This window comes from Paenibacillus sp. plas6, assembly GCF_057221655.1.
In genome coordinates, this window is the sequence record NZ_CM170151.1 from 1,668,475 (window position 1) to 1,688,354 (window position 19,880).

At 36.2% G+C, this 19,880-nt stretch carries 20 protein-coding genes and 1 other RNA gene; 14 read left to right on the forward strand and 7 right to left on the reverse strand.

The window, feature by feature from the left end; all coding sequences use genetic code 11:
* Positions 1-168: 168 nt before the first annotated feature.
* From AC2TDL_RS07375 to AC2TDL_RS07405, 7 genes are all read left to right on the forward strand, one after another.
* Positions 169-1,104, forward strand: a complete 936-nt coding sequence (locus AC2TDL_RS07375) for a DUF932 domain-containing protein (protein WP_484699802.1) — start codon at positions 169-171, stop codon at positions 1,102-1,104.
* A gap of 85 nt (positions 1,105-1,189) precedes the next feature.
* Positions 1,190-1,798 carry a RadC family protein gene (gene radC / locus AC2TDL_RS07380; protein WP_484699804.1) on the forward strand — a complete coding sequence of 203 codons (609 nt, stop codon included), beginning with the start codon at positions 1,190-1,192 and terminating at the stop codon, positions 1,796-1,798.
* 118 nt (positions 1,799-1,916) lie between these two features.
* On the forward strand, positions 1,917-2,870 hold the full coding sequence (locus tag AC2TDL_RS07385) for a YqaJ viral recombinase family nuclease (RefSeq protein ID WP_484699806.1): 954 nt from the start codon (positions 1,917-1,919) through the stop codon (positions 2,868-2,870).
* A gap of 14 nt (positions 2,871-2,884) precedes the next feature.
* Positions 2,885-3,616 carry a Rad52/Rad22 family DNA repair protein gene (locus AC2TDL_RS07390; protein WP_484699808.1) on the forward strand — a complete coding sequence of 244 codons (732 nt, stop codon included), beginning with the start codon at positions 2,885-2,887 and terminating at the stop codon, positions 3,614-3,616.
* A gap of 180 nt (positions 3,617-3,796) precedes the next feature.
* Positions 3,797-5,107, forward strand: a complete 1,311-nt coding sequence (locus AC2TDL_RS07395; RefSeq protein WP_484699810.1) for a stalk domain-containing protein — start codon at positions 3,797-3,799, stop codon at positions 5,105-5,107.
* Positions 5,108-5,362: 255 nt separating this feature from the next.
* The gene (locus AC2TDL_RS07400) at positions 5,363-5,701 is read left to right on the forward strand and encodes a helix-turn-helix domain-containing protein (RefSeq protein WP_484699812.1); all 339 of its coding nucleotides are present in this window, start codon (positions 5,363-5,365) and stop codon (positions 5,699-5,701) included.
* A 67-nt stretch (positions 5,702-5,768) separates the two neighbouring features.
* On the forward strand, positions 5,769-6,584 hold the full coding sequence (locus tag AC2TDL_RS07405; RefSeq protein WP_484699814.1) for a hypothetical protein: 816 nt from the start codon (positions 5,769-5,771) through the stop codon (positions 6,582-6,584).
* A gap of 24 nt (positions 6,585-6,608) precedes the next feature.
* On the opposite strand, the gene AC2TDL_RS07410 is transcribed toward AC2TDL_RS07405, so the two are convergent.
* Positions 6,609-6,896: a hypothetical protein gene (locus AC2TDL_RS07410; protein WP_484699816.1), complete on the reverse strand. Its 288-nt coding sequence runs from the start codon at positions 6,894-6,896 to the stop codon at positions 6,609-6,611.
* The gene (locus AC2TDL_RS07415) at positions 6,874-7,827 is read right to left on the reverse strand and encodes a phage/plasmid replication domain-containing protein (protein ID WP_484699818.1); all 954 of its coding nucleotides are present in this window, start codon (positions 7,825-7,827) and stop codon (positions 6,874-6,876) included. The genes AC2TDL_RS07410 and AC2TDL_RS07415 overlap by 23 nt, the downstream gene beginning before the upstream one ends.
* 233 nt (positions 7,828-8,060) lie before the next feature.
* On the opposite strand from AC2TDL_RS07415, the gene AC2TDL_RS07420 reads away from it, so the two are divergent.
* The 7 genes from AC2TDL_RS07420 to AC2TDL_RS07450 all read left to right on the forward strand — a co-directional run bounded on the left by AC2TDL_RS07420 (position 8,061) and on the right by AC2TDL_RS07450 (position 14,746).
* Entirely contained in the window at positions 8,061-8,243 is a 183-nt protein-coding gene (locus tag AC2TDL_RS07420; RefSeq protein ID WP_484699820.1) for a helix-turn-helix domain-containing protein, read from the forward strand.
* Positions 8,244-8,253: 10 nt separating this feature from the next.
* Positions 8,254-9,060 carry a hypothetical protein gene (locus AC2TDL_RS07425; RefSeq protein ID WP_484699822.1) on the forward strand — a complete coding sequence of 269 codons (807 nt, stop codon included), beginning with the start codon at positions 8,254-8,256 and terminating at the stop codon, positions 9,058-9,060.
* A 101-nt stretch (positions 9,061-9,161) separates the two neighbouring features.
* The gene (locus AC2TDL_RS07430; RefSeq protein WP_484699824.1) at positions 9,162-10,451 is read left to right on the forward strand and encodes a hypothetical protein; all 1,290 of its coding nucleotides are present in this window, start codon (positions 9,162-9,164) and stop codon (positions 10,449-10,451) included.
* A gap of 141 nt (positions 10,452-10,592) precedes the next feature.
* Complete coding sequence (locus AC2TDL_RS07435; protein ID WP_484699826.1) at positions 10,593-12,470, forward strand: hypothetical protein; 1,878 nt, start codon at positions 10,593-10,595, stop codon at positions 12,468-12,470.
* 84 nt (positions 12,471-12,554) lie between these two features.
* Positions 12,555-13,271 (forward strand): hypothetical protein, encoded by a 717-nt coding sequence (locus AC2TDL_RS07440; RefSeq protein WP_484699828.1) that lies wholly within the window; start codon positions 12,555-12,557, stop codon positions 13,269-13,271.
* 106 nt (positions 13,272-13,377) lie between these two features.
* Positions 13,378-13,572, forward strand: a complete 195-nt coding sequence (locus AC2TDL_RS07445) for a helix-turn-helix domain-containing protein (protein WP_484699830.1) — start codon at positions 13,378-13,380, stop codon at positions 13,570-13,572.
* 58 nt (positions 13,573-13,630) lie between these two features.
* The gene (locus AC2TDL_RS07450; RefSeq protein WP_484699832.1) at positions 13,631-14,746 is read left to right on the forward strand and encodes a site-specific integrase; all 1,116 of its coding nucleotides are present in this window, start codon (positions 13,631-13,633) and stop codon (positions 14,744-14,746) included.
* A 186-nt stretch (positions 14,747-14,932) separates the two neighbouring features.
* On the opposite strand, the gene ssrA is transcribed toward AC2TDL_RS07450, so the two are convergent.
* The 5 genes from ssrA to secG all read right to left on the reverse strand — a co-directional run bounded on the left by ssrA (position 14,933) and on the right by secG (position 19,854).
* Positions 14,933-15,297, reverse strand: a transfer-messenger RNA (tmRNA) gene (ssrA, locus tag AC2TDL_RS07455).
* 233 nt (positions 15,298-15,530) lie between these two features.
* Complete coding sequence (gene smpB, locus AC2TDL_RS07460; protein ID WP_484699834.1) at positions 15,531-16,010, reverse strand: SsrA-binding protein SmpB; 480 nt, start codon at positions 16,008-16,010, stop codon at positions 15,531-15,533.
* 144 nt (positions 16,011-16,154) lie between these two features.
* Entirely contained in the window at positions 16,155-16,355 is a 201-nt protein-coding gene (locus AC2TDL_RS07465) for a cold-shock protein (protein WP_262680311.1), read from the reverse strand.
* 386 nt (positions 16,356-16,741) lie between these two features.
* The gene (rnr, locus tag AC2TDL_RS07470) at positions 16,742-19,381 is read right to left on the reverse strand and encodes a ribonuclease R (RefSeq protein ID WP_484699837.1); all 2,640 of its coding nucleotides are present in this window, start codon (positions 19,379-19,381) and stop codon (positions 16,742-16,744) included.
* 236 nt (positions 19,382-19,617) lie between these two features.
* Positions 19,618-19,854 (reverse strand): preprotein translocase subunit SecG, encoded by a 237-nt coding sequence (gene secG / locus AC2TDL_RS07475; RefSeq protein WP_484699839.1) that lies wholly within the window; start codon positions 19,852-19,854, stop codon positions 19,618-19,620.
* Between the last annotated feature and the right edge of the window lie 26 nt (positions 19,855-19,880).

Below are 19,880 nucleotides of genomic sequence, written 5' to 3' on the forward strand. Positions count from 1 at the left end.
GTTCTTATTTTATTTTATCTTGTTTACTCTGATAATTCCATTCTTTAATGGAACTTAGAAATTTTTACTAAAGCATAATTAACCTTGTCCATTAACTAATCAAATTCGTATCTCACACCAATACAAATCTATATTATATCCCTGAATACTATAAGGGAGATGATGATAATGTCGCATAATGTCGAAACTATGTTTTACACAAGAACTGCACCTTGGCATGGACTTGGAAATCGTGTTGAGGATGCACTCACTTCAAAGGAAGCTTTAGTAACTGCACAACTAGATTGGACAGTGATTCAAAAGCCAATAAAAACCGAGGATAATCTGCTCATTCCTAACTATAAAGCTAATATTCGCGAAACTGACCAAAGAGTGCTCGGTGTAGTAACCGATCGTTACTCCATCGTTCAAAATCACGATGCTTTCAAATTTACAGATGAATTACTTGGCGAAGGAGTACGATATGAAACAGCAGGAAGTATACAAAACGGCAAGAAAGTATGGCTTTTAGCAAAGCTTCCAGAACAATATGTCATGTTAGGAGATTATATTACGCCCTATTTAGTATTTTCTAACAGCCATGATGGTAGTGGTAGCATTAAAGTTGCTATGACACCAATTCGTGTTGTCTGTCAAAACACATTAAATCTTGCGCTTTCAAACGCAAAACGAATATGGACTACTATGCATACGGGAGATGTGAAAAGTAAATTAAGTGAAGCAAAGAAAACATTACTTTTGGCAGAGCATTATATGGACAAGCTTGGGGCAGAGTTGGAAACATTAAGTCGAATCAAGCTGACAGATCAAAAGGTCTTAGAATATATTGAGCTTCTTTTCCCATTACCTGAAAATGCAACTAAGCTACAGCAAAAGAATATCATGCATATTCGTGAAGATTTAAAAATTAGATATTTTGATGCTCCTGATCTTGCTCATGTGAATCGAACAGGATTTCGCTTTATATGTGCGGTCAGTGATTTTGCTACGCATGCACCACCATTAAGGGCAACAGCAACTTTTAAAGAAAATCTTTTTAATCGAACAATTGAAGGTAATCCAATAATAGACAAAGCTTATGAAATGGTACTTTCTAATGTTTAAAATCACTGTTCATTTCCCCTTACTCCGAACATGAATGATTGTTCGGAGTTTTTATTTGTTACTTACATTCTGGAGGCTAGATATTATGTTCGATCTTGCAATACCAAATTACAAGCAATTGGTTAGTCATTTAGTTTGTGAACATACAGAAAGTTATATTGTAGAGCAGCTCTTATCCATGTTCCCTACACCTAAAGATTTATTAGAAGCTGATGAAAATGAGCTAATCCAGCTAAAGGGAATTGGCAAAGTAAAAGCAAAACAAATCGTTGCAGCGCTTCGCATCAGTCGAATGATCTCATTATGTACTGAAAATGTCACATACATAAAGACACCTTATGATATTCAACAACTTATGTTTCCTGTTCTTGCTGATCTCAATAAAGAACACTTTATCAGTATTTTTCTCAACATCAAAAACAAAGTACTTGGTTGGGAAACCGTTTCTATAGGTACTCTTAACTCTAGCCTTGTCCACCCTCGTGAAGTCTTCCGTTCTGCTATTAAGCGTTCAGCTGCAGCTATTATTTGTGTCCACAATCATCCAAGTGGAAATCCTGAACCTAGCCAAGATGATATTTCTATAACAAGACGTCTAGTTAAAGCGGGAAATACGATTGGAATTGAGGTTTTAGATCATGTAATTATTGCAGCTAGTTCTTATGTAAGCCTTAAGGAAAGAGGGCACATGTAAATCAAAATCAGTATCCTTAACTACGTATACTTTATTTTCCATTAATTAGATACTTAATCAAATAATCTATATACTAATCATTCGTGTTTTATTTTCAAAATAATAAGGAGATGATTACATGCAAGTAAACAATTTTCATGCAATTGAAGCTGTTCATACTGACGAATTAACGTATGATGAATGGTTAGAACATCGTAGAAATGGTATTGGTGGATCAGACGTAGCTGCAATCTGTGGATTATCAAAATGGAAATCACCTTATCACGTTTACCTTGAAAAGAAAGGGAAAGCACCTATTACAGAGATTAGTGAAGCAGCAGAATGGGGCAATAGACTTGAACCACTGATTGCAGATAAATTTACATCAGTGCATCCAGAATGGGCAATCACTGAAAAGAAAGTTATTTATTGTCATCCTGAACAACAATGGGCAACTGGTAATTTAGATCGTATGATCATTTGTCCATTTCGCGGAAGAGGAATTCTAGAAATAAAGACAGCAAGTGAATATCTTAAACAAGATTGGGATGATGGTAATATCCCAGACTACTACTATGTACAGCTTCAATGGTACTTTTATGTAACAGGTTTGCATTGGGGCTACTTTGCTACGTTAATTGGCGGTAATAAATATCGTGAATATGAGGTTTTAAGAGATGAGGAGATGATTCAAGAGCTTGTTCGAATATCTAAAGATTTTTGGATTAACCATGTTCAAGCAGATATCGCTCCACCAATAGATGGCTCAGATGCAACCTCACAACTTCTTACCAAAATGTATCCTTATGCTGATCATAGCCCTCCCATTGTCCTTCATGGTGAAGAACTAATTCAACCTTATTTTCACCTAAAACAGGTTATTAAGGAATTACAAGAAGAAATTAATCAAATTGAAAATTATTTTAAGGATCAACTCAAAGACCATTCCATTGGATCTATCGGTAAATACGAAATAAAATGGGTCAATCGTTCGCGTAATACTATTGATAGCAAACAGCTTAAAGAATGTTATCCAGATATTTATTTTCAATGTGTAAGGCAAACTGAATTTCGGCAATTTAGCATTAGATAAGGAGGAGAATTTTAGTGACAAAAACAGCATCTGAAAGTTTATTTCAAAAATTGAACCTCCCTTTCCCTTATGGTGAATACCAATATGACAGCTTCAATGATCGTTGCTATGTATCAGGACAATCAATTACTGAACGTCTTAACGAAGTACTCGGCGTAGGGTATTGGAAGTATCGTGGACTTTATGAAACCGAAAAAATAATTCATGACGGAAATGGTAAAAGTTCGCGTGTGAAGATTTATGTTGAATTTAGCTTTTTTAATTCTGAACTTAATGAATGGATTACCTTTATAGATGTAGGTAGTGAACAGATAAAAACGGGTATGAATGAAGGAGATGCCACCAAATCAGCTATTACCGATGGCATGAAAAAATGTGCAAGTCGTCTAGGTGTGGCAAGTGACTTATATAAGGGATTAATTACTTGGAATAAGCAGAAACAATGTATTATGGTACCTGATCATTATCTTCCTTATTATGAGCAACAGAACCTCTCTTCACCTTATTACAGTAAGCAAAATTCAGAAACCTCTTCTAAGAGTAAGACGAGCCTTACGACTAAACTTCAACAACGTCCTTCAACTACACAGATCAAAATGAAATCAATATGGAAATCACTAGCGGGAAATTTAGACGGTTACACAGAGTGGGTAAATAGAAAGAAGCAAGAATTGCTTACTGAAGAGCAAATGTTACAGCTACTTGAGCAACGAGCTATTAAACAGAAAGCAGTATCAACAGCCTAATAGGTAAGGTTAATCGATACATGTATATCAATATATATCTTTAGGTATTTATTTACAATCCATAGCCTATTGTGTACAACCTTCCAATTACCTATTCTTTTATCATGGAATTAGAAATAAAAGTATATTCCCCTCCCAATAACCAGTATTCTAAAAAAATCGCAGAAAGGATGTTAATGAATGAAAAAGTTAATTACATTAATATTGTCACTTGTATTAATCGCTTCCTTTATTCCCTTCCCAGCAACATTACAAGCAAGCTCATCATCAATTCATGTAAAATCAGAAAATAAAATTATTGGTAGTATTCCTGCCCCAGAAAAATCAAATAATACACTTATGTTTCCTCTTGCAGAGCTATTTGACTTACTTGGTTATAAGACTGAAATTACAGAAAACAATGGCAAGACAGAGGTTTATGTTCACTATGATAATTCTATTTATGGTGCAGCTGTTGGCTCTAAAAGTTTTCCTGTTTATGATAAGGAACGTACAGAAATATACAGAACGGTAAATCTAACACAGCCAGCTATCCTAAATTCAAATCAAACAGTTAGTGTACCCTTAAGTTATATCAGAGAGCAAATTGGATTAGATTTAATTTGGAAAGAACAATATAGTACATTGGTCATTAATAATGCTGGCTCTAAACATAAACTGATGAATAACGAGAACATTTTTCATGCAGCTTACTTAAAAATAAATAATACACAAATGATTTTGGGGAACTATGAAGCTTATATGGAAATGGGAATTGATTCATCAGGTAATACGTATCCTATAATTCAAAATGGAACAACTCTTGTACCAGTCTCTACCATAATTAAAGAGCTAGGAGGAACTAGCAGTTGGAAAGCTAGTGAGAAAAAAGTTTCATTAACACTCAATGGTAATACAATCGACTTACAAATCGGATCAACAACAGCTAGCGTAAATGGAAGTGTAGTTAAATTGCCTGTTCCTGCTCAAACTATCAACGGTAGAACGATGTTACCTTTACGTTTCGTGTCTGAAAATCTTGGCTTAGAAGTCCATTGGGATAAAGACGCTTCTGTCATTATTCTTTATCGTGCTTGGTTCAAAGAGGAGCTTATGTGGGACTCATTTGAATATATCTTCTGGTTTTCTAATGAAAATGATCCTGTGTATCAGAAAAAACTAGCAGATCAACGTGCTGCTGAACAAAAAGCTAAAGAAGAAGCTGAACGTAAAGCAGCACAAAAAGCGGCTGAAGAAGCAAAACTAAGAGGAAATAAACCTTACGATGCCAATTTTAATCTTGTTCATATCGGAGATATTGTAAGTGTAGGCTTCTTTGATGGTCAAGTTCTCGATATTAATGGTAGCAAACTACTGGTTTACTGGAATTCAAAATCGCCATTTATTCCTGCAGGTGATGAAGAGTTCTGGGCTATGGTGGCAGGAATACGTTACGGAAGCTCAACGTGGATAGAAGCTAGTGAAGTAACAATAAGCAGTTCAGGATATTAATTTTCTCATAATCTCTAAAAAGCAGTTAGGTCGAACAATGGGGTTGTAGTTCAGACCTAACTGCTTTTTATCTCTATACACGTAAGTTCGGTTACTAAATTTATATATTATTACTTTGGACGTTAGTCTGATAACGATCCGTCCATGGAACATAGAGGAACACACATAAAACATGCCTTTAGATACAAAAATTGCATCCTTATCACGTTGAGAACGACCTATAAAAACTTTATTCTTATTTTGGGGGTGATAAGAATGACCACAAGTGAGCATATTGGTGAGCGTATTCGATTGTTACGATTACAAAAAGGCCTAAGTCAAGAACAACTTGCGCTTAACGCTCATATGAATACATCTTATCTAGGTCAATTAGAAAGAGGCATTAAAAACCCAACACTGCCTACGTTAGAAAAAATAGCTCGTGGTCTAGATATTACGATTGAAATCCTTATTACTGGAAAAATCCAATCAATTGAACAATTTCCAAGTCAACAAAATTACCTTACACTTTTAACACGTGAAGAAATAAAAAAGATTGTCGTAGAAGCAATTAATGAAAATTGTAAACAAGCCATTCAATTTATTCAAAAATGACTGCAATCTATCATCAGAACCTACATCATGTACATAAATACGTAGTAGTGCTTTCGGAGGAAATAATATGCTAGGATTAATTGTATTTGTGTTTCTGGGTTATGTTGTTTATATTAGAGGAATTCGTCCATGGATAATTCGCAAGAAATTTACTGATGAAAAGCTAGTGCTAGAGGTTGATCATGTATTTGATACGGTATCATTACATAACGAGCTAATTTATCGAAACTTTACCTACCCAGAATTGAAGAATATACGTATCAATCAACACCAGCAAGTTATTATAGAAGGAAAATATAGCGCTCATCCGATCACAATTAAGGATAATCAGCTCTTTGTAGGTCGTGGTGAACGTGGTGGGGATCAAAAAGCAGTAAAATGCATATTAGAAGCAAATATTATTCTGAATTACTTAAAAAAATTCTTCAACCCACTAGCACCTATTGATCCGTACGAGGAATTTAAGAAGTATAAGCTGAAGAGGAAACAACCTGCATTTGTCACAATAACCGTAACGATCGTATTTATCATTGTTTTAGCACTAAATGGTGGTGATCAAGCCGTTAAAAATGCTAGTGCTGGTTTCTCATCAAGTAACATAAGCACATCCTACCTGTCTCAATATAGCAATAAGATCACTGTTGGAGAAGCTTTTAATAACTTCTTTGGCGATCCTAAGTGGAAGTCCTACGAACAGGGGATCGAAAAATATGTGGATTTTCAAGGAAAAATTACTTTTGATGGAGAGCCAGCTACGGCTACCATTACCTTCTGGTTATCTAACGAACAGTTTATTGTAGAACGAATTAAAATTAACAACAGTGAGTTGCTTCCTAGTGAGATCGATGAGTTTTTGCAGGTGGTGTACGAGGAGAGTAAATAATATTTTTTAGGCTCTGGCAGTGTACTAGCTCCAGAGCCCTTCTGTTAATCCAAAGACAACAATAGCTTGATTAGGAAGAGCTCCTGCACGGATTAACTCATCATATAAGTTAGGTAATCTCTCTATTCCCCATTTTACCGGCAACGTCACAGGATTTATATGTAAAGCCTTTATTTGATTAAGACTCATATTAAACCTCTTTCTTGCCGATTCACTACTTTTACTTTTAGAAATATACTCGTTTCGTGCGATGTAAATTGAGCGTTTTTCATTTATTATCTCAAGTACCTCAATCATATTTTTTTTTAGCATTATTATTTAGTGTTTTGCTAGATTCAATAATTTCTTTTGCACGTCTAAGTGTTACATAATCATTTTTCCCGACCACTTCAATATAGTAACTATTTATGGTTTCTAAAGCTAGTTGGTTAAAGGAAAACTCTTTAAATGCCTTTGAATCAAATCCATACTTAGCCTTCATATTATTCAACTTCGTCCCTATGCATTGAACTTCAAACCTTAAAATATTTTTAGCTTCTAGCTTTTCATGCTCATCATAATATGTGTTTCCACTCATTTCCTTCTCCTTGTTGTAGAAGTTAATAGTTACGTCTCTACTTCTTGTTTGCAAGTACATGCTATCTTTGTATCTTTTACTCTTCCCTGTGGTGCGATTATCATTCATTTTCATGATAAATTTACCAGGTACATCCCCTCTTCGTATTAATTCCATATACTTGTCTGATAATTCGGTTCTTACATCTATACAATAATCGATACGCCTAACCCTATATGAGTTCATGTCAGTAATATTCGCAATACATCCTTTTCGTCCTTTAACCATTTCTAAGTCATCTTCACCTAAAATCACCCCCTTCTGAATGAGTTTTTTAATTGATCCAAAATATATTGGCTTCATAAGTTTACGAAATTCTTCCTCAATATTAACTAAATCGGCCTCCTTCGTTGTCTCTATAATTGCATCCTTATTAATTAACTTGATTGGATTGAGCCTTATGTCAATTCGGGCATACTTAGCTTTATCGTTTTTACATATTTTAATTGTTAGTCCATACATTTTATACAAAGTAAAAACCTTTATTACCTCTGCCTTGTCCTTAACGTCATTATCTCTGTAAAATGCAGCTCTAGCATCCTTACATAGCTCTGCAATCGTATCTGACAAAGTATTCGCTTCATGAAAGCTTATCTCCATGTCTAAATTCAATGTATGGATCATCATTTTCCTCCCATTTTGTAATTACATTTTTCCATATTACAATACCGTTTTTGGTTATCTATTGATGTTGATTACTTCTTTTCTATTCCTTAATAATTAATACCTTTAGTACCATCAATTTTGTTTTCAACAGCAACTTTTTATAATTCTGTTAATATGCAAATAAAAAAATATAATGTAAAAAAACAAAGAATAACAAACATTAATGTAATCTAATTGATAAGGAAGTGATAGCAATGTATACTGACTATGATGAAATTTTTACAGTTTCTGAATTGGCAGAATATTTGAAAATTGGTTTAAATGCTGCATACACTCTAGTAAAGTCAGGGAAAATAGCTTCGTTTAGAGTTGGGAATAACTATAGAATTCATCGAAGTGAAATAGTAAATTATATAATGAATAAATCACTTAATTAGGAGGATGTTTTTGGACACAATATTAAACAGATTCAATCGCAAAAAACAATTAATCTTGCAAGATAAGCAACTCCTAAATTTCTATGAGCATCTTAGCAATGGTTGTACTTCTGTTAATGAAATATTTAACGATCTTGAGCAATATTATAACTCTCAATCTTGGGATAAGCCTAGCTTTTCATTTACTTTAAAATTAATGAATGATTATACGTTAATTGCACAAAAAATAAAATTAACATCACCCAATCAGACGAAATATCTCACAAAACTACTCTATGCTAGATATAACCAAACAAACATTAATGTCAAATCAGAACCAAACTTAGAAAAATTGCTGCTATATATTATGTTAATTAATTTAGATATCAAAGATATTTCCTTAACAGAGTATCACAGTTTACTGTTCGAATTTTTCAAAGACGATGACTTTTACAGCAGTATAGAATATGATGCAAATTTGACAGCACCATTCTATCTCAGTAAAGCTTTATACAAAAAAACAGAAAATACAGAAGGTACAGAAGAAAGAAAAGATATAGAAGAACCTGAAGAATTTTTTAATAATTTAGAGCAAGAGGATGTCTTTGGACCACGAAGCTTAATTAATCGATGCTTATTTTATATCTATACTAATAGATATAATCAAGCTGAAGCTGATCTTATGCAACTTCACCTATTTGATCAGCAGCTAAATTCAAATGAATCAACCTACTTAACTAAATTACAAATGACTGGTGAATTCTTTGGTATTTTATCAGACGAGTGGATCGAAAAAATCACTAGTTGGAACGGAGTGAATAAGTCATCTACGGTATAAAAAAATATCCCCTCGAAGAACTTTCTCTCTTTTTCCGTGAAATTGGCCTTACTCCTCTAGAGGACATCGCCGAAAATGACTCTATGTCTATATCCGACGTAATGGAATTTGTTTTTTATGAATGCTTTCATTTAATACCGTATGAGGTGGTTCAAGCCTTTGAATCTTCAGGGACCTTTGAGTTATTCAAAAAAAGTATTATTCAACATCTAGAGATTACCACTTCTATACGACTAGATTTCGAGAAAAGCTATAACAAAGCAAATAAAGAAACATTCACCAAAAGACTTGATGAAAACGCAATCCCAGTTGGGGATTATAAAAAGCAACTTAATCAACTTGATTCTTTTTATAGCAAAAAACATTACACTCTTTTGAGAAAGAAAGGGAAAATACATGAGTTTTGTAATTTTCAAGAAAAGTTATATCTTAATACGATTTATAACCTAAGTAATGACCCATTATACGGCAATGTAAAAGTTAATTATGAGCAAATCCACAAATACACTAGTTTATTAAAGAGTGAAAACGTAAAACCTGATCATCTTACTCACTACTTAATTGAATCGAGATATCATGTAGATTTAATGATAAAACTCATCGAGCAAATTAAAAAAGAAGGTGCCCTGACTATTACCCAGTTAAAGAGTTGGTCACTCTTTAGTTTACTTCCAAATGTAATTACTAGAAGCACATTTATTGAACCTTTATATTCCTTTAGTCGAAAATATGCTAAAAAGACTTCTCCATTAAGTCTAATAAAATATGTGGCAAACCTTATTGAGCATTCCCCAATAAAAGTAGAGGAACTAAGAAGATCTACAATAAATAGCTTTCGTGAACAGCATTTTATTGATGATTTCTTAAATACAGGGGTTTCATCTCATATGGAATCATTCTATGAAGAACAACAACACTTTCATTTAACACGCTGGATAATAAACCTTGCAACTTTCACTTTTCCTATTCTAGAAATGTATGCTTATTATCTTGTGGAAAAGCGGTTTCGCCAATTTAAGTCATTAAATTCGAGTGACCTGCTAGAAAACATAAATGTACAATATTTATCTGAGATTTCCATCGACAAGATTCCTATCTTCAATGCTATTTCTCCTGTTATTTACAATATATTAAAGGTTCAGTTTTCATTTGAACTTCCATTAACTGATAGTGAAAAAAAATACGTCTATACAAAGCTACTAAGGAATAGGACCATTCATAAAGCCTATATTAACCATGAATTTCTCAATTCCCTTGCTTTCACAGATCAACTCTCTAAAATCACATATTCGAAAACAAATGCAGATATTGATTTAGCATTCTACCGAGTTATAAAAACAGATGCAGTTGTTCGAGCGCATGAAAATGCACGATCTTGCTTAAAACAATGAAACTAGGACCTCTTAAGGGGTCCTAGTTTTTTTGTCAAGTCTTTATTTTACACCAAAAAAATGGCGCCACATGGTGGCTAAGTTTACCTCTATTTCAATGTATATTCATTACATACCACATAACACAAGGAGGAAACAACAGTGATTACCAAGCAGAAGTTAAATGACTACCTAGCTTCGTTGCCTAAAAGGATCGCTACAAATTCTGTCAATCTAGATGAGCTTATAAGACAATTAAATCGTCATTTCCAGTCATCATCCTATCAAACCGTATTTAGAGTTAATGAGCAGGGCCAATTATGTCGCGTACTAAGTGAAAGCTTAAGAGTAATAAGTAATTGTCTAGTCATCCCAACAGGCAACAAAACAATCTATCACCTTGATCGTGAAGAGTATATGTTAGAAGTTTACTGTTTAGTAAACCAAAAGTGGTCTGGTCCATTCTCCTTAACAGCAAAACAGCTACGTAATGATAAAGATTGGATTAGAAATTGCGTAGGATTTGAAGCAATTATTCTCGATAGTTACAAGCATTTAGAAGAGTGTATTAACTTATTGATTCCTTTTGCACCTATTCTCCATGAATACAACTATATAGGTTGGGCAAAAAAGCACCCAGGTCACTACATTACAGGTTCAGAGGTGATTGGCAGGAATGATGCTCGTATTATGCCTCATCCATCACTAGCTCATTATCAATTATCGAGACCTAAAATTTCAGAGAAATATGCTGTTCAGAAAATGTTTGACTTGTTCTTTAAAATTGGACCTACGGATTGGATACTTCCATCCATAGCTTTCTCATTACTTAGCCAGTATAAATCGTTGCTTGATACTTTGCACCATGTTCCTGATTTTGTAATGTATGTGTACGGTAAGTCTGGTTCACGAAAAACAACTGTATCCAAGTTGCTTTTCAATCCATTTGATAATTGGGACTTTGTGCCTCTGAATTTCACAGCCACTACTCCCGCAATGGAAACGGTCAGAATGGAGCGCAGGGATTGTGTAACCTTAATCGACGATATCCCACCATCAGTGAATCCACAGGAACAAAAAGCAACAATGAGTAAACTCGAAGCTATTTTCAGATCAACAGGGGATTCTGTAGGCAGAAAGAAGATGAATAGTTCTAATACGAGCGTTGAGATGAAAGCTGGTGGAATGGCAGCCATTACAGCAGAAGATCTTTATGTAAAAAGTACTTCTTCCATAGCTCGTGGATACTTTATTAACGTTTCACCAGATACCATCAACTTGGCGCTACTTACAGAAGCACAGAAATGTCATGAAATGTACTCAGCGGCTTTTTATTACTACCTGCAATACATTTCCAAGGATATAAAAAAATTCGTCCTTAATGCTAGTATGTTCTTTAAGGAATATGAACGCAAATACTCTAAATCCCATACAACAGCACATGGTAGACAAATTGCCAGCTCAGCATGGCTGCAAACCTCGATGCATTTATACTTGAATTATGCTTCTAGCATTGGTGGAATTTCACACATACAGTATCAAGATCTATTTGGTTCTTTTGAAGATATTATTAGCTTTAATCTTACTAAGATGGTGCAAATGAATGAGATTAACGACGAAGTTGAACTTTTTGTTAGAGCGATTAAGGAAATGATTACCTCGGGAGTATTACCAATAGCCGATGTAACAATCGAGGGGAAACGAAAAATTGTAAACTACTCTTCTTATAAATCAAGAGTATTGGGCTTCAGAGATGGAAAATTCCTGTATTTTTTAACTGACTCGGTTTATAGCCTTATATGCTCTTACTATAAAAAACAAGGGAAAATATTTCCTGTAAGTGAGGAGGCACTATGGAATAGCCTCAAGCATGTGAAACTTCTAGTTTCTGACAGAAGCCAGGACGGAACAAAAACAGTTCGCATAACCATAAATGGAGTTAGAATACCAGTCATCAGAATTGATCGTCTTGTTTACGAGAATTGGGGTGAAACTCCGTTTGAATTTAGTAACAATGCTTGCCCGGTAACACGGCAATAACTCAAAATAGGCATATTTATGCAGTTTATGTTGCCCTAAGTTACTCGGAAACATCAAAATATAACCCTGAAAGGATAGATTATAATGACAAACAAAACAATCAATTATGACCAAATGATCCTAGCACTTGAAAGTTACGAACAATACATATTGCATAATGACTCATCCGCCTATTCAGATCTTAAGCAACAGGCTAATGAAGGAAATTCGTGGTCTATGATGAAATTAGCCGAAATCAACATTGATGAAAACAAGACGCTTGAAGGCCAAATTGATCCTCTTTCACCTGGAATAATGTGGTTAGAGTCCTTAGCAAAAGATCAATTTGTTCCAGCTGCTATTAAACTAGCAGAAATTTACTTTTCACTAAATAAAAATAAGTTAGCTATGAAACACCTCATAATGTGCCTAGAACATAAAAGCCCAGATGCAGCTGCCTTACTTAGTGAAGTATATCATAATGATCACCCAGAAATTTCACTATACTTTCAAAGGAAGTCCAAAAAGTGGAGCCGAAAGCTTAACCAAGCTATAAGCCTTAAAAAGCAACCTAAATCCAATTTATCAGAAGAATGTGACGCTGCTATTCACAATGTTAATTCGATTCAATCTGACAATGAAATGAATGAGGAGCTAATAAAAAATGACACCGTAGTTAGCAAAAAGAAAAAGAATGGCAACTATGATAATAAAAATTTAGAAATAAACAGAGAGGAAGAGTGGAGAAAAAACAGGATACGAAGTGCAAAAGAGCGTCAATTACCTAGATGGGTTCAAAAATGTCTTGCTGCTCAATCTTAAACGGTAAGTCTTAATTTTGATTTTCATATTATTACTGTGTATACATGAATATTGTATGAACTCAATCATCAACTTTACATTTTACTTATACGAGGAGGATTTCAATATGGAACAAGCTCGACAGTATTATACCGTTAATGACATTATGGAAATATTGCCTATTGGTCGAAACGGGGTTTACCAACTAGTTCAAAATGAGCATTTTCCAAAAATCATACTTGGGAAAAAAATCATAATCCCCGCAAAGAAATTTCACGATTGGATTAATGATAACCTCGGACAAGTTATCGAGCTGTCGTAATACACAAAACTTGTAGCCACACTATTTGTGGCTACAAGTTTTACAAGGAGGATTTACAATGCCAGGAAATATAAGAAAGGTTGGAAAGAAGTATAAAGTCACTCTTGAGGGTGAAAAAGATTTGAATGGTAAACGAAATCGACGTTCTATCACTGTAAGCACCGAAAAAGAAGCTAAAAAAATACTCAATGATTTTGAATACAATTTGCAAAGGAACATGCTAGTAACATCTAGTAGCATGAACGTAGCTGAATTTATGGACCATTGGATGGACACCTATGTTAAATATAATTGCGAGGTTACAACTGCTTATGGTTATCGAAACATAATTAACAACCATATTAAGCCTTATTTAGGCAGGCTTGATCTCCAGAAGCTACAGCCGATGCATATTCAACAATATTACAAGCATCTACTAGAGGAAAAGAAGTTGTCGCCAAACACTGTTCACAAGCATCATGCTAATTTACGAAAAGCACTAGATTACGCCCTTAAACAGCAGCTTGTACATCGTAATGTAGCAGATGCAGTAACCTTGCCTAAGAAAAAGCAATTTGTAGGAGGCTACTATACGAAGGCGCAGCTAAATACTCTACTGTCTCTCGTTAAAGGCACAGAGCTAGAGCTTCCAGTGTTCATCTCAGCATACCTTGGCTTACGTAGAGAAGAAATCGTAGGGCTTCGTTGGAAGTACGTTGACCTAGAGAAACGTATATTACATATAGAAGAGGTCAGAACAAGTGCTGGGGATCAGGTTGTGGTAAAGGCTCCTAAAACCGCTAAGAGCAGACGTAGCTTATACATTGAGGATGAGTTATATGAGGTACTATTAAACACAAAGGCAAGACAGCAGGAGCTTAAAGAAATATTTGGTCCTGACTATGATTCCAGTGATTATGTATACGCTCAAAGCAATGGAAAACCTCACAGAGTGAATTCTGTGACTGAGAAATTTAGCGCTTTTCTTAAAAAGCACCAGCTACCAAAAATTAGATTACACGATCTTAGACATACCTTCGCGAGTATTCTATACGATGCTGGCGTAGATCTTAAAGCAATCTCAGAAGCACTAGGTCATTCCGATGTTGGTACTACCAACTCGATATATACTCATCGTTTTGACAAAACACATAAGAGCACAGTCAGTGCAATGAGTAAAGCTCTAAAAAATTAATATGTCACTTTTTCTTGGTGGATACGAACATCTTCGTCCCCCTGTCCGTATAAAAGAAACTGGTGAAAATCTGCACCAGTTTCCTCGTTTTCACACTCAATTTATAGTTTTCGGCACCTTTGGGCGACAAACGGGCGACAATTTTAAACAAAACAAAACCCAGCCCTCATGCGGACTGGGTTTTCATGGTGGAGGCGAGGGGATTTGAACCCCTGTCCGAAGATTACGCCACATAGGCTTCTACGGGTGTAGTCACAGTTTTGTTGTCGGCAAAGCAAACGCCCCGTAACCGGCTTTCGTTAAGCCCAGCCTGATTATCTTCTTCCGTCGACCCCAGGCGGAGATCGAACGGCGTATCCCACTAAAGTTGAGCCTCTATCCTAGCACATGGGCGATGCGAGGTAGAAGCACGCCTGCAGGTTATTAAGCTGCTAGAGCGTAAGAAGTTTGTTGTTTGCCATTTAATTGGCTTTAGCGTTGATGAAGCGGACGCGTCCCCACTACCCGCAACCCATGCTCGTTCAATCCCCGTCGAATCCATAAACGCCCCCTAATTGGCATCGCTCATACTAAGAGCTACTGCACTAAGGGTACGCTTGCTTCTTCGCGAAGTAAGCATGGATTAAAAATGCTTTGTCGTTAGCCACCGACTAACAAACTTAGCTTTTACATAACTATACGTTGCTTAACAAAAATAAGTTGCAACGTTTTTGTTATGTATATAGTATAGCATGTAAGCTAAAACTTTACACGCTGTAATGTATGGAAAGCTTGCATAAGCTTTCTATCTAATAACCTTTTGTTTTTCACGCAAAATACGCTGAATATCGCGCTGTGAATCACGTTTAGCAGCAGCTTCACGTTTATCGTATTGTTTTTTACCTTTACCAAGCCCGATTAACAGCTTCGCATAGCCGTTGCGAATATAAATTTTTAACGGAACAATCGCATAACCTTCCTGCTTTGCTTGACCATAAAGCTTATTAATTTGCGCTTTATGCATAAGCAACTTGCGTGCGCGAGTAGGATCAGGATTATGAATATTCCCTTGCTCAAACGGACTGATGTGCATATTATGGATAAAAATTTCTCCATTACGAATCGTTGCAAACGAATCGCTAATATTGGCACGTCCTTTGCGAAGTGATTTGATTTCTGTTCCTGTCAGCACCATACCTGCTTCGTAGGTTTCTTCGATGAAATAGTCATGGGAGGCTTTTTTATTTTGTGCCAATGGCTTATCATTATCTTTTTGTTTTCCCATGCCTGCACCTCTTTAGCTTAATCTATGGAATATTATTGTAGCAATTTCTATCCTACAAATCAACCCACATTATCCTATGTAGACGACGAGAACCGCTCACCTTACGATGAACGGTTCTTCGCATGCGTTAAACGTAAGCAGCTATTAAAGCTTAACTACGTTTTCAGCTTGAGGTCCGCGGTTGCCTTCAACTACGTTGAACTCAACTTGTTGACCTTCTTCAAGAGTTTTGAAGCCTTCGCCAACGATTGCGGAGAAGTGTACGAATACATCGTTACCGCCTTCAACCTCGATAAAACCATAACCTTTTTCTGCATTAAACCATTTAACTGTACCTTGTTGCATTTGAAATAGCCTCCTTCACAAATTAAAAAATAATATGCGCTTATTTCGTTATAAACAAAAAATTCACACATTGAAAAAGGTTCATAAAGCTGATGATACCCTTTTCAATATGTGAATTCAGGTAAATCGTATCAGATAATTTGAGTTTACTATATGACTTTTAAAAAAGCAAGTGATATTTGTCACGGTTTTGACTATTTTTCCATATAAAACTATAACTGTATGATAAAATGGTCATTTTTCGGTATCTAATACTTCTTTTGGGTGCGATTTAAACCTGATGTTTTTTCTAGTAGAGAGTAAACATCAGGTTTAAGAGCGCCTTATTGGGATTAACCAGCGTTATCTTACGCAGAAATAATTTATTTCTGTTTTGGACAAATGCCTTACTTTTTCTTACGAACAAATCCCGCCATTGCTTTAGCTTTTTTAGACTTCGTCTTTTTATTTTTTTTCACTACAGCATGCAAGGAAAGTCCTTTATCATTGTCTTTTCTTCCATTAAATACGCCGCTTGCTGAAGTTTTCTTTTTACGTTTATTTCCAGAAGATGAATGTCCATTTGCCGAAGCCTTATTGTTTTTGCGTTTTTTTAGCCCTGCATCAAATGGATTTGAAAAATAATCATCATTCTCTGCACTACGAATAAATTCACCATCTGTCTCTTCAAAATCAAGCACCAATGCATCTTCATCCCAAGGATTTTCAGGATTAGTCGCACTACCTCGCTTAAAATTATTTTTTTTGCCGCGTCCACCTTGACCTGCTTCAGATGAAAAGCCGCGTGAACCACTACGCCCACCTCTAAAATCTCTGCCTGAACGCTGCTTTCTGGCTGTAAAATAACCTCCTGAGCGATTACCTGCCTCTGCATCACCCGATTTAACAAACTCAAAATCAATCGTATAGTCGGTCATATTTACGCGACTAACGACAATTTCTACCTCATCCCCAATCCGATATATTTTTGAAGTACGTTCACCAATCAAAATCATATTATCTGGATGGAAATGATAATAATCATCATGCAGATCGCTTAAGCGGATTAAGCCTTCAACTGTGTTTTCTAATTCAACAAAGATACCAAAGCTTGTTACACTGCTAATAATGCCTGAGTAAGTTTCACCGATTTTATCAAGCATATACTCGCATTTTTTCAGCCTATCGGTATCTCGTTCAGCTTCAACCGCAAGTCGCTCACGCTGAGAGGAGTGCAGTGCAATATCAGGCATACGCAGCGCTAATGCATCATGTCTCTTCGCTGGCAACATACCGCCATTTTCTAACACTTCACGAATAATACGATGAATAACTAAGTCTGGATAACGACGAATCGGTGATGTGAAATGTGTATAAAACTCTGCAGCAAGTCCAAAATGCCCTAAACTCTCTGGATCATACTTTGCTTGTTTCATCGAACGAAGTAACATCGTAGAGATAACGGTCTCTTCCTTAGTGCCTTGAATTTGCTCCAACAACGTTTGTAATGCGCGTGGATGCACTTTATTGCCTTTTCCTTTAACGATATAGCCGAAATTAGCGACCATCGTCATAAAGGTTTGCAACTTCTCCTGATCTGGATTTTCGTGAATACGGTAAAGAAATGGAACCTTAAGCCAATAGAAATGCTCGGCGACAGTCTCGTTTGCCGCAAGCATAAATTCCTCAATGATTTGCTCAGCAATACTGCGTTCACGCTTTACAATATCAATCGCCTTACCTTGTTCATCGACAATAATTTTCGATTCTTGGAAATCAAAGTCGATTGCTCCACGCTTCATCCGCTTATTACGTAAGCCCATCGCTAATTCTTCCATTAACTTAAACATATCGAGTAAAGGCGCGTAGCGCTCTTTCAGTTCAGTTTCCGGATTTTCTTCATCCGCCAATAAAATTCGACGGACATCGCTATAGGTCATGCGTTCCGTTGTACGAATAACGCTCGTAAAGATTTCATGACGCACCTGCTTAAAGGTGCCTGCTTCAAATTCCATTTCACAGCTTAACGTTAACCGATCGACTTTAGGATTCAAAGAGCAAATACCATTAGATAAGCGATGCGGCAGCATAGGAATTACGCGATCGACTAAATATACACTCGTTCCCCGACGAAATGCTTCTTGGTCAAGTGCCGAACGTTCCTTAACATAATAGCCAACATCAGCGATATGAACGCCAAGCAAGTAGTTTCCGTTCTCTAGACGTTTGACTTGCACTGCATCGTCCAAATCCTTTGCATCCGCTCCATCGATAGTAACAATGACTTCATTACGCAAATCACGTCTGCCTTGGCTAATAATTTCTTCCTCAGAAATTGAATCTGGAACAGCAAGCGCTTCAGCCATCACCTCTTCGGGAAACTGTTCAGGAAGCTGATGCTTGCGAATAATCGATAAAATATCAACACCAGGATCATTTTTATGACCTAGAATTTCAATAACTTCACCCTCAGCAGCAGAACGTCCTTCAGGGTAGGTGATAATTTTAACGACAACTTTTTGACCTGTTACAGCACCCATTGTCTTATTTTTAGGAATAAAAATATCACGATTAATCCGCTGATCGTCTGGCAAAACAAAGGCAAATGCTTCATGATCCTCTAGCACTCCGACAATTTGGGTAATGGCGCGCTGAACAATCCGTACGACCTCACCCTCCATCCGACCGCCAGCTTCGCTTTTGTTCGTAATTCGCACAAGTACGATATCACCGTTCATTGCGCTTTTCAAATCATTGGCATGGATATAGACATCTGGCTGCTCATTATCATCTGGCAGAAGAAAAGCAAACCCCTTTGGGTGAGCTTGTACCGTTCCTCGCACAAGGTTCATCCGCTCTGGTACACCATATCGCTCTGTGCGCGTACGAATGATCTTACCTTGCTCTTCCAGCGATACAAGCATCTTTAAAAAGCTTTTAAAATCTGCTGCATCTGTAATTTGAAAATGCTGCTCAAGTTCAGAATAGGTCATTGGCTTATAGGCAACTTCCTTCATGAATTCCAGCAGCTCAATTTCCGTAACCATTGCTGTCATCTCCTTCAGCACAAGTATGATTTCTTGCTAAATCTTCTAGTTACTGTAAGTATACACGATTTGCTTTTATTCCATCCTCTAGTATGTATATTATTGCTCGTTCCATGCATCTACCACCAGCAAGAAAAAAGGCGTATGCACAAGTCATTCTAAAAGAATGGCAAGCGTAATATTAAACGCAATTAAAACAAAAAAGCGAGGAAGACCTCGCTTTTTCTCATTCAACGTTATTGCGCGACAAAATATGAAACGACTAGAGCTAAAATAAAGAAGCCTGCTGCCAAAGCTACCGTTAAACGCTCTAAAAACAAGTCTAAGCCACGTGCTTTTTGTTTACCGAAAAGATGCTCTGCACCGCCAGTAATTGCACCAGAAAGTCCTGCGCTTTTACCTTTTTGTAGTAATACAACGCCAATCAATCCGATTGCAAATACGATTAGCAATATTTTTAATGCAATTTCCATTACTTCCACCTCCAGCATAGCACTCG

What these genes read in the sequence shown, in the direction of transcription:
- AC2TDL_RS07385 (WP_484699806.1), top strand. Translation starts at nt 1,917, where the DNA reads ATGCAAGTAAACAATTTTCATGCAATTGAAGCTGTTCATACTGACGAA.
- AC2TDL_RS07440 (WP_484699828.1), top strand. Translation starts at nt 12,555, where the DNA reads ATGACAAACAAAACAATCAATTATGACCAAATGATCCTAGCACTTGAA.
- AC2TDL_RS07420 (WP_484699820.1), top strand. Translation starts at nt 8,061, where the DNA reads ATGTATACTGACTATGATGAAATTTTTACAGTTTCTGAATTGGCAGAA.
- AC2TDL_RS07445 (WP_484699830.1), top strand. Translation starts at nt 13,378, where the DNA reads ATGGAACAAGCTCGACAGTATTATACCGTTAATGACATTATGGAAATA.
- rnr (WP_484699837.1), bottom strand. Translation starts at nt 19,381, where the DNA reads ATGGTTACGGAAATTGAGCTGCTGGAATTCATGAAGGAAGTTGCCTAT.
- AC2TDL_RS07375 (WP_484699802.1), top strand. Translation starts at nt 169, where the DNA reads ATGTCGCATAATGTCGAAACTATGTTTTACACAAGAACTGCACCTTGG.
- AC2TDL_RS07465 (WP_262680311.1), bottom strand. Translation starts at nt 16,355, where the DNA reads ATGCAACAAGGTACAGTTAAATGGTTTAATGCAGAAAAAGGTTATGGT.
- secG (WP_484699839.1), bottom strand. Translation starts at nt 19,854, where the DNA reads ATGGAAATTGCATTAAAAATATTGCTAATCGTATTTGCAATCGGATTG.
- AC2TDL_RS07405 (WP_484699814.1), top strand. Translation starts at nt 5,769, where the DNA reads ATGCTAGGATTAATTGTATTTGTGTTTCTGGGTTATGTTGTTTATATT.
- AC2TDL_RS07415 (WP_484699818.1), bottom strand. Translation starts at nt 7,827, where the DNA reads ATGATGATCCATACATTGAATTTAGACATGGAGATAAGCTTTCATGAA.
- AC2TDL_RS07450 (WP_484699832.1), top strand. Translation starts at nt 13,631, where the DNA reads ATGCCAGGAAATATAAGAAAGGTTGGAAAGAAGTATAAAGTCACTCTT.
- radC (WP_484699804.1), top strand. Translation starts at nt 1,190, where the DNA reads ATGTTCGATCTTGCAATACCAAATTACAAGCAATTGGTTAGTCATTTA.
- AC2TDL_RS07395 (WP_484699810.1), top strand. Translation starts at nt 3,797, where the DNA reads ATGAAAAAGTTAATTACATTAATATTGTCACTTGTATTAATCGCTTCC.
- smpB (WP_484699834.1), bottom strand. Translation starts at nt 16,010, where the DNA reads ATGGGAAAACAAAAAGATAATGATAAGCCATTGGCACAAAATAAAAAA.
- AC2TDL_RS07400 (WP_484699812.1), top strand. Translation starts at nt 5,363, where the DNA reads ATGACCACAAGTGAGCATATTGGTGAGCGTATTCGATTGTTACGATTA.
- AC2TDL_RS07430 (WP_484699824.1), top strand. Translation starts at nt 9,162, where the DNA reads ATGGAATTTGTTTTTTATGAATGCTTTCATTTAATACCGTATGAGGTG.
- AC2TDL_RS07410 (WP_484699816.1), bottom strand. Translation starts at nt 6,896, where the DNA reads ATGCTAAAAAAAAATATGATTGAGGTACTTGAGATAATAAATGAAAAA.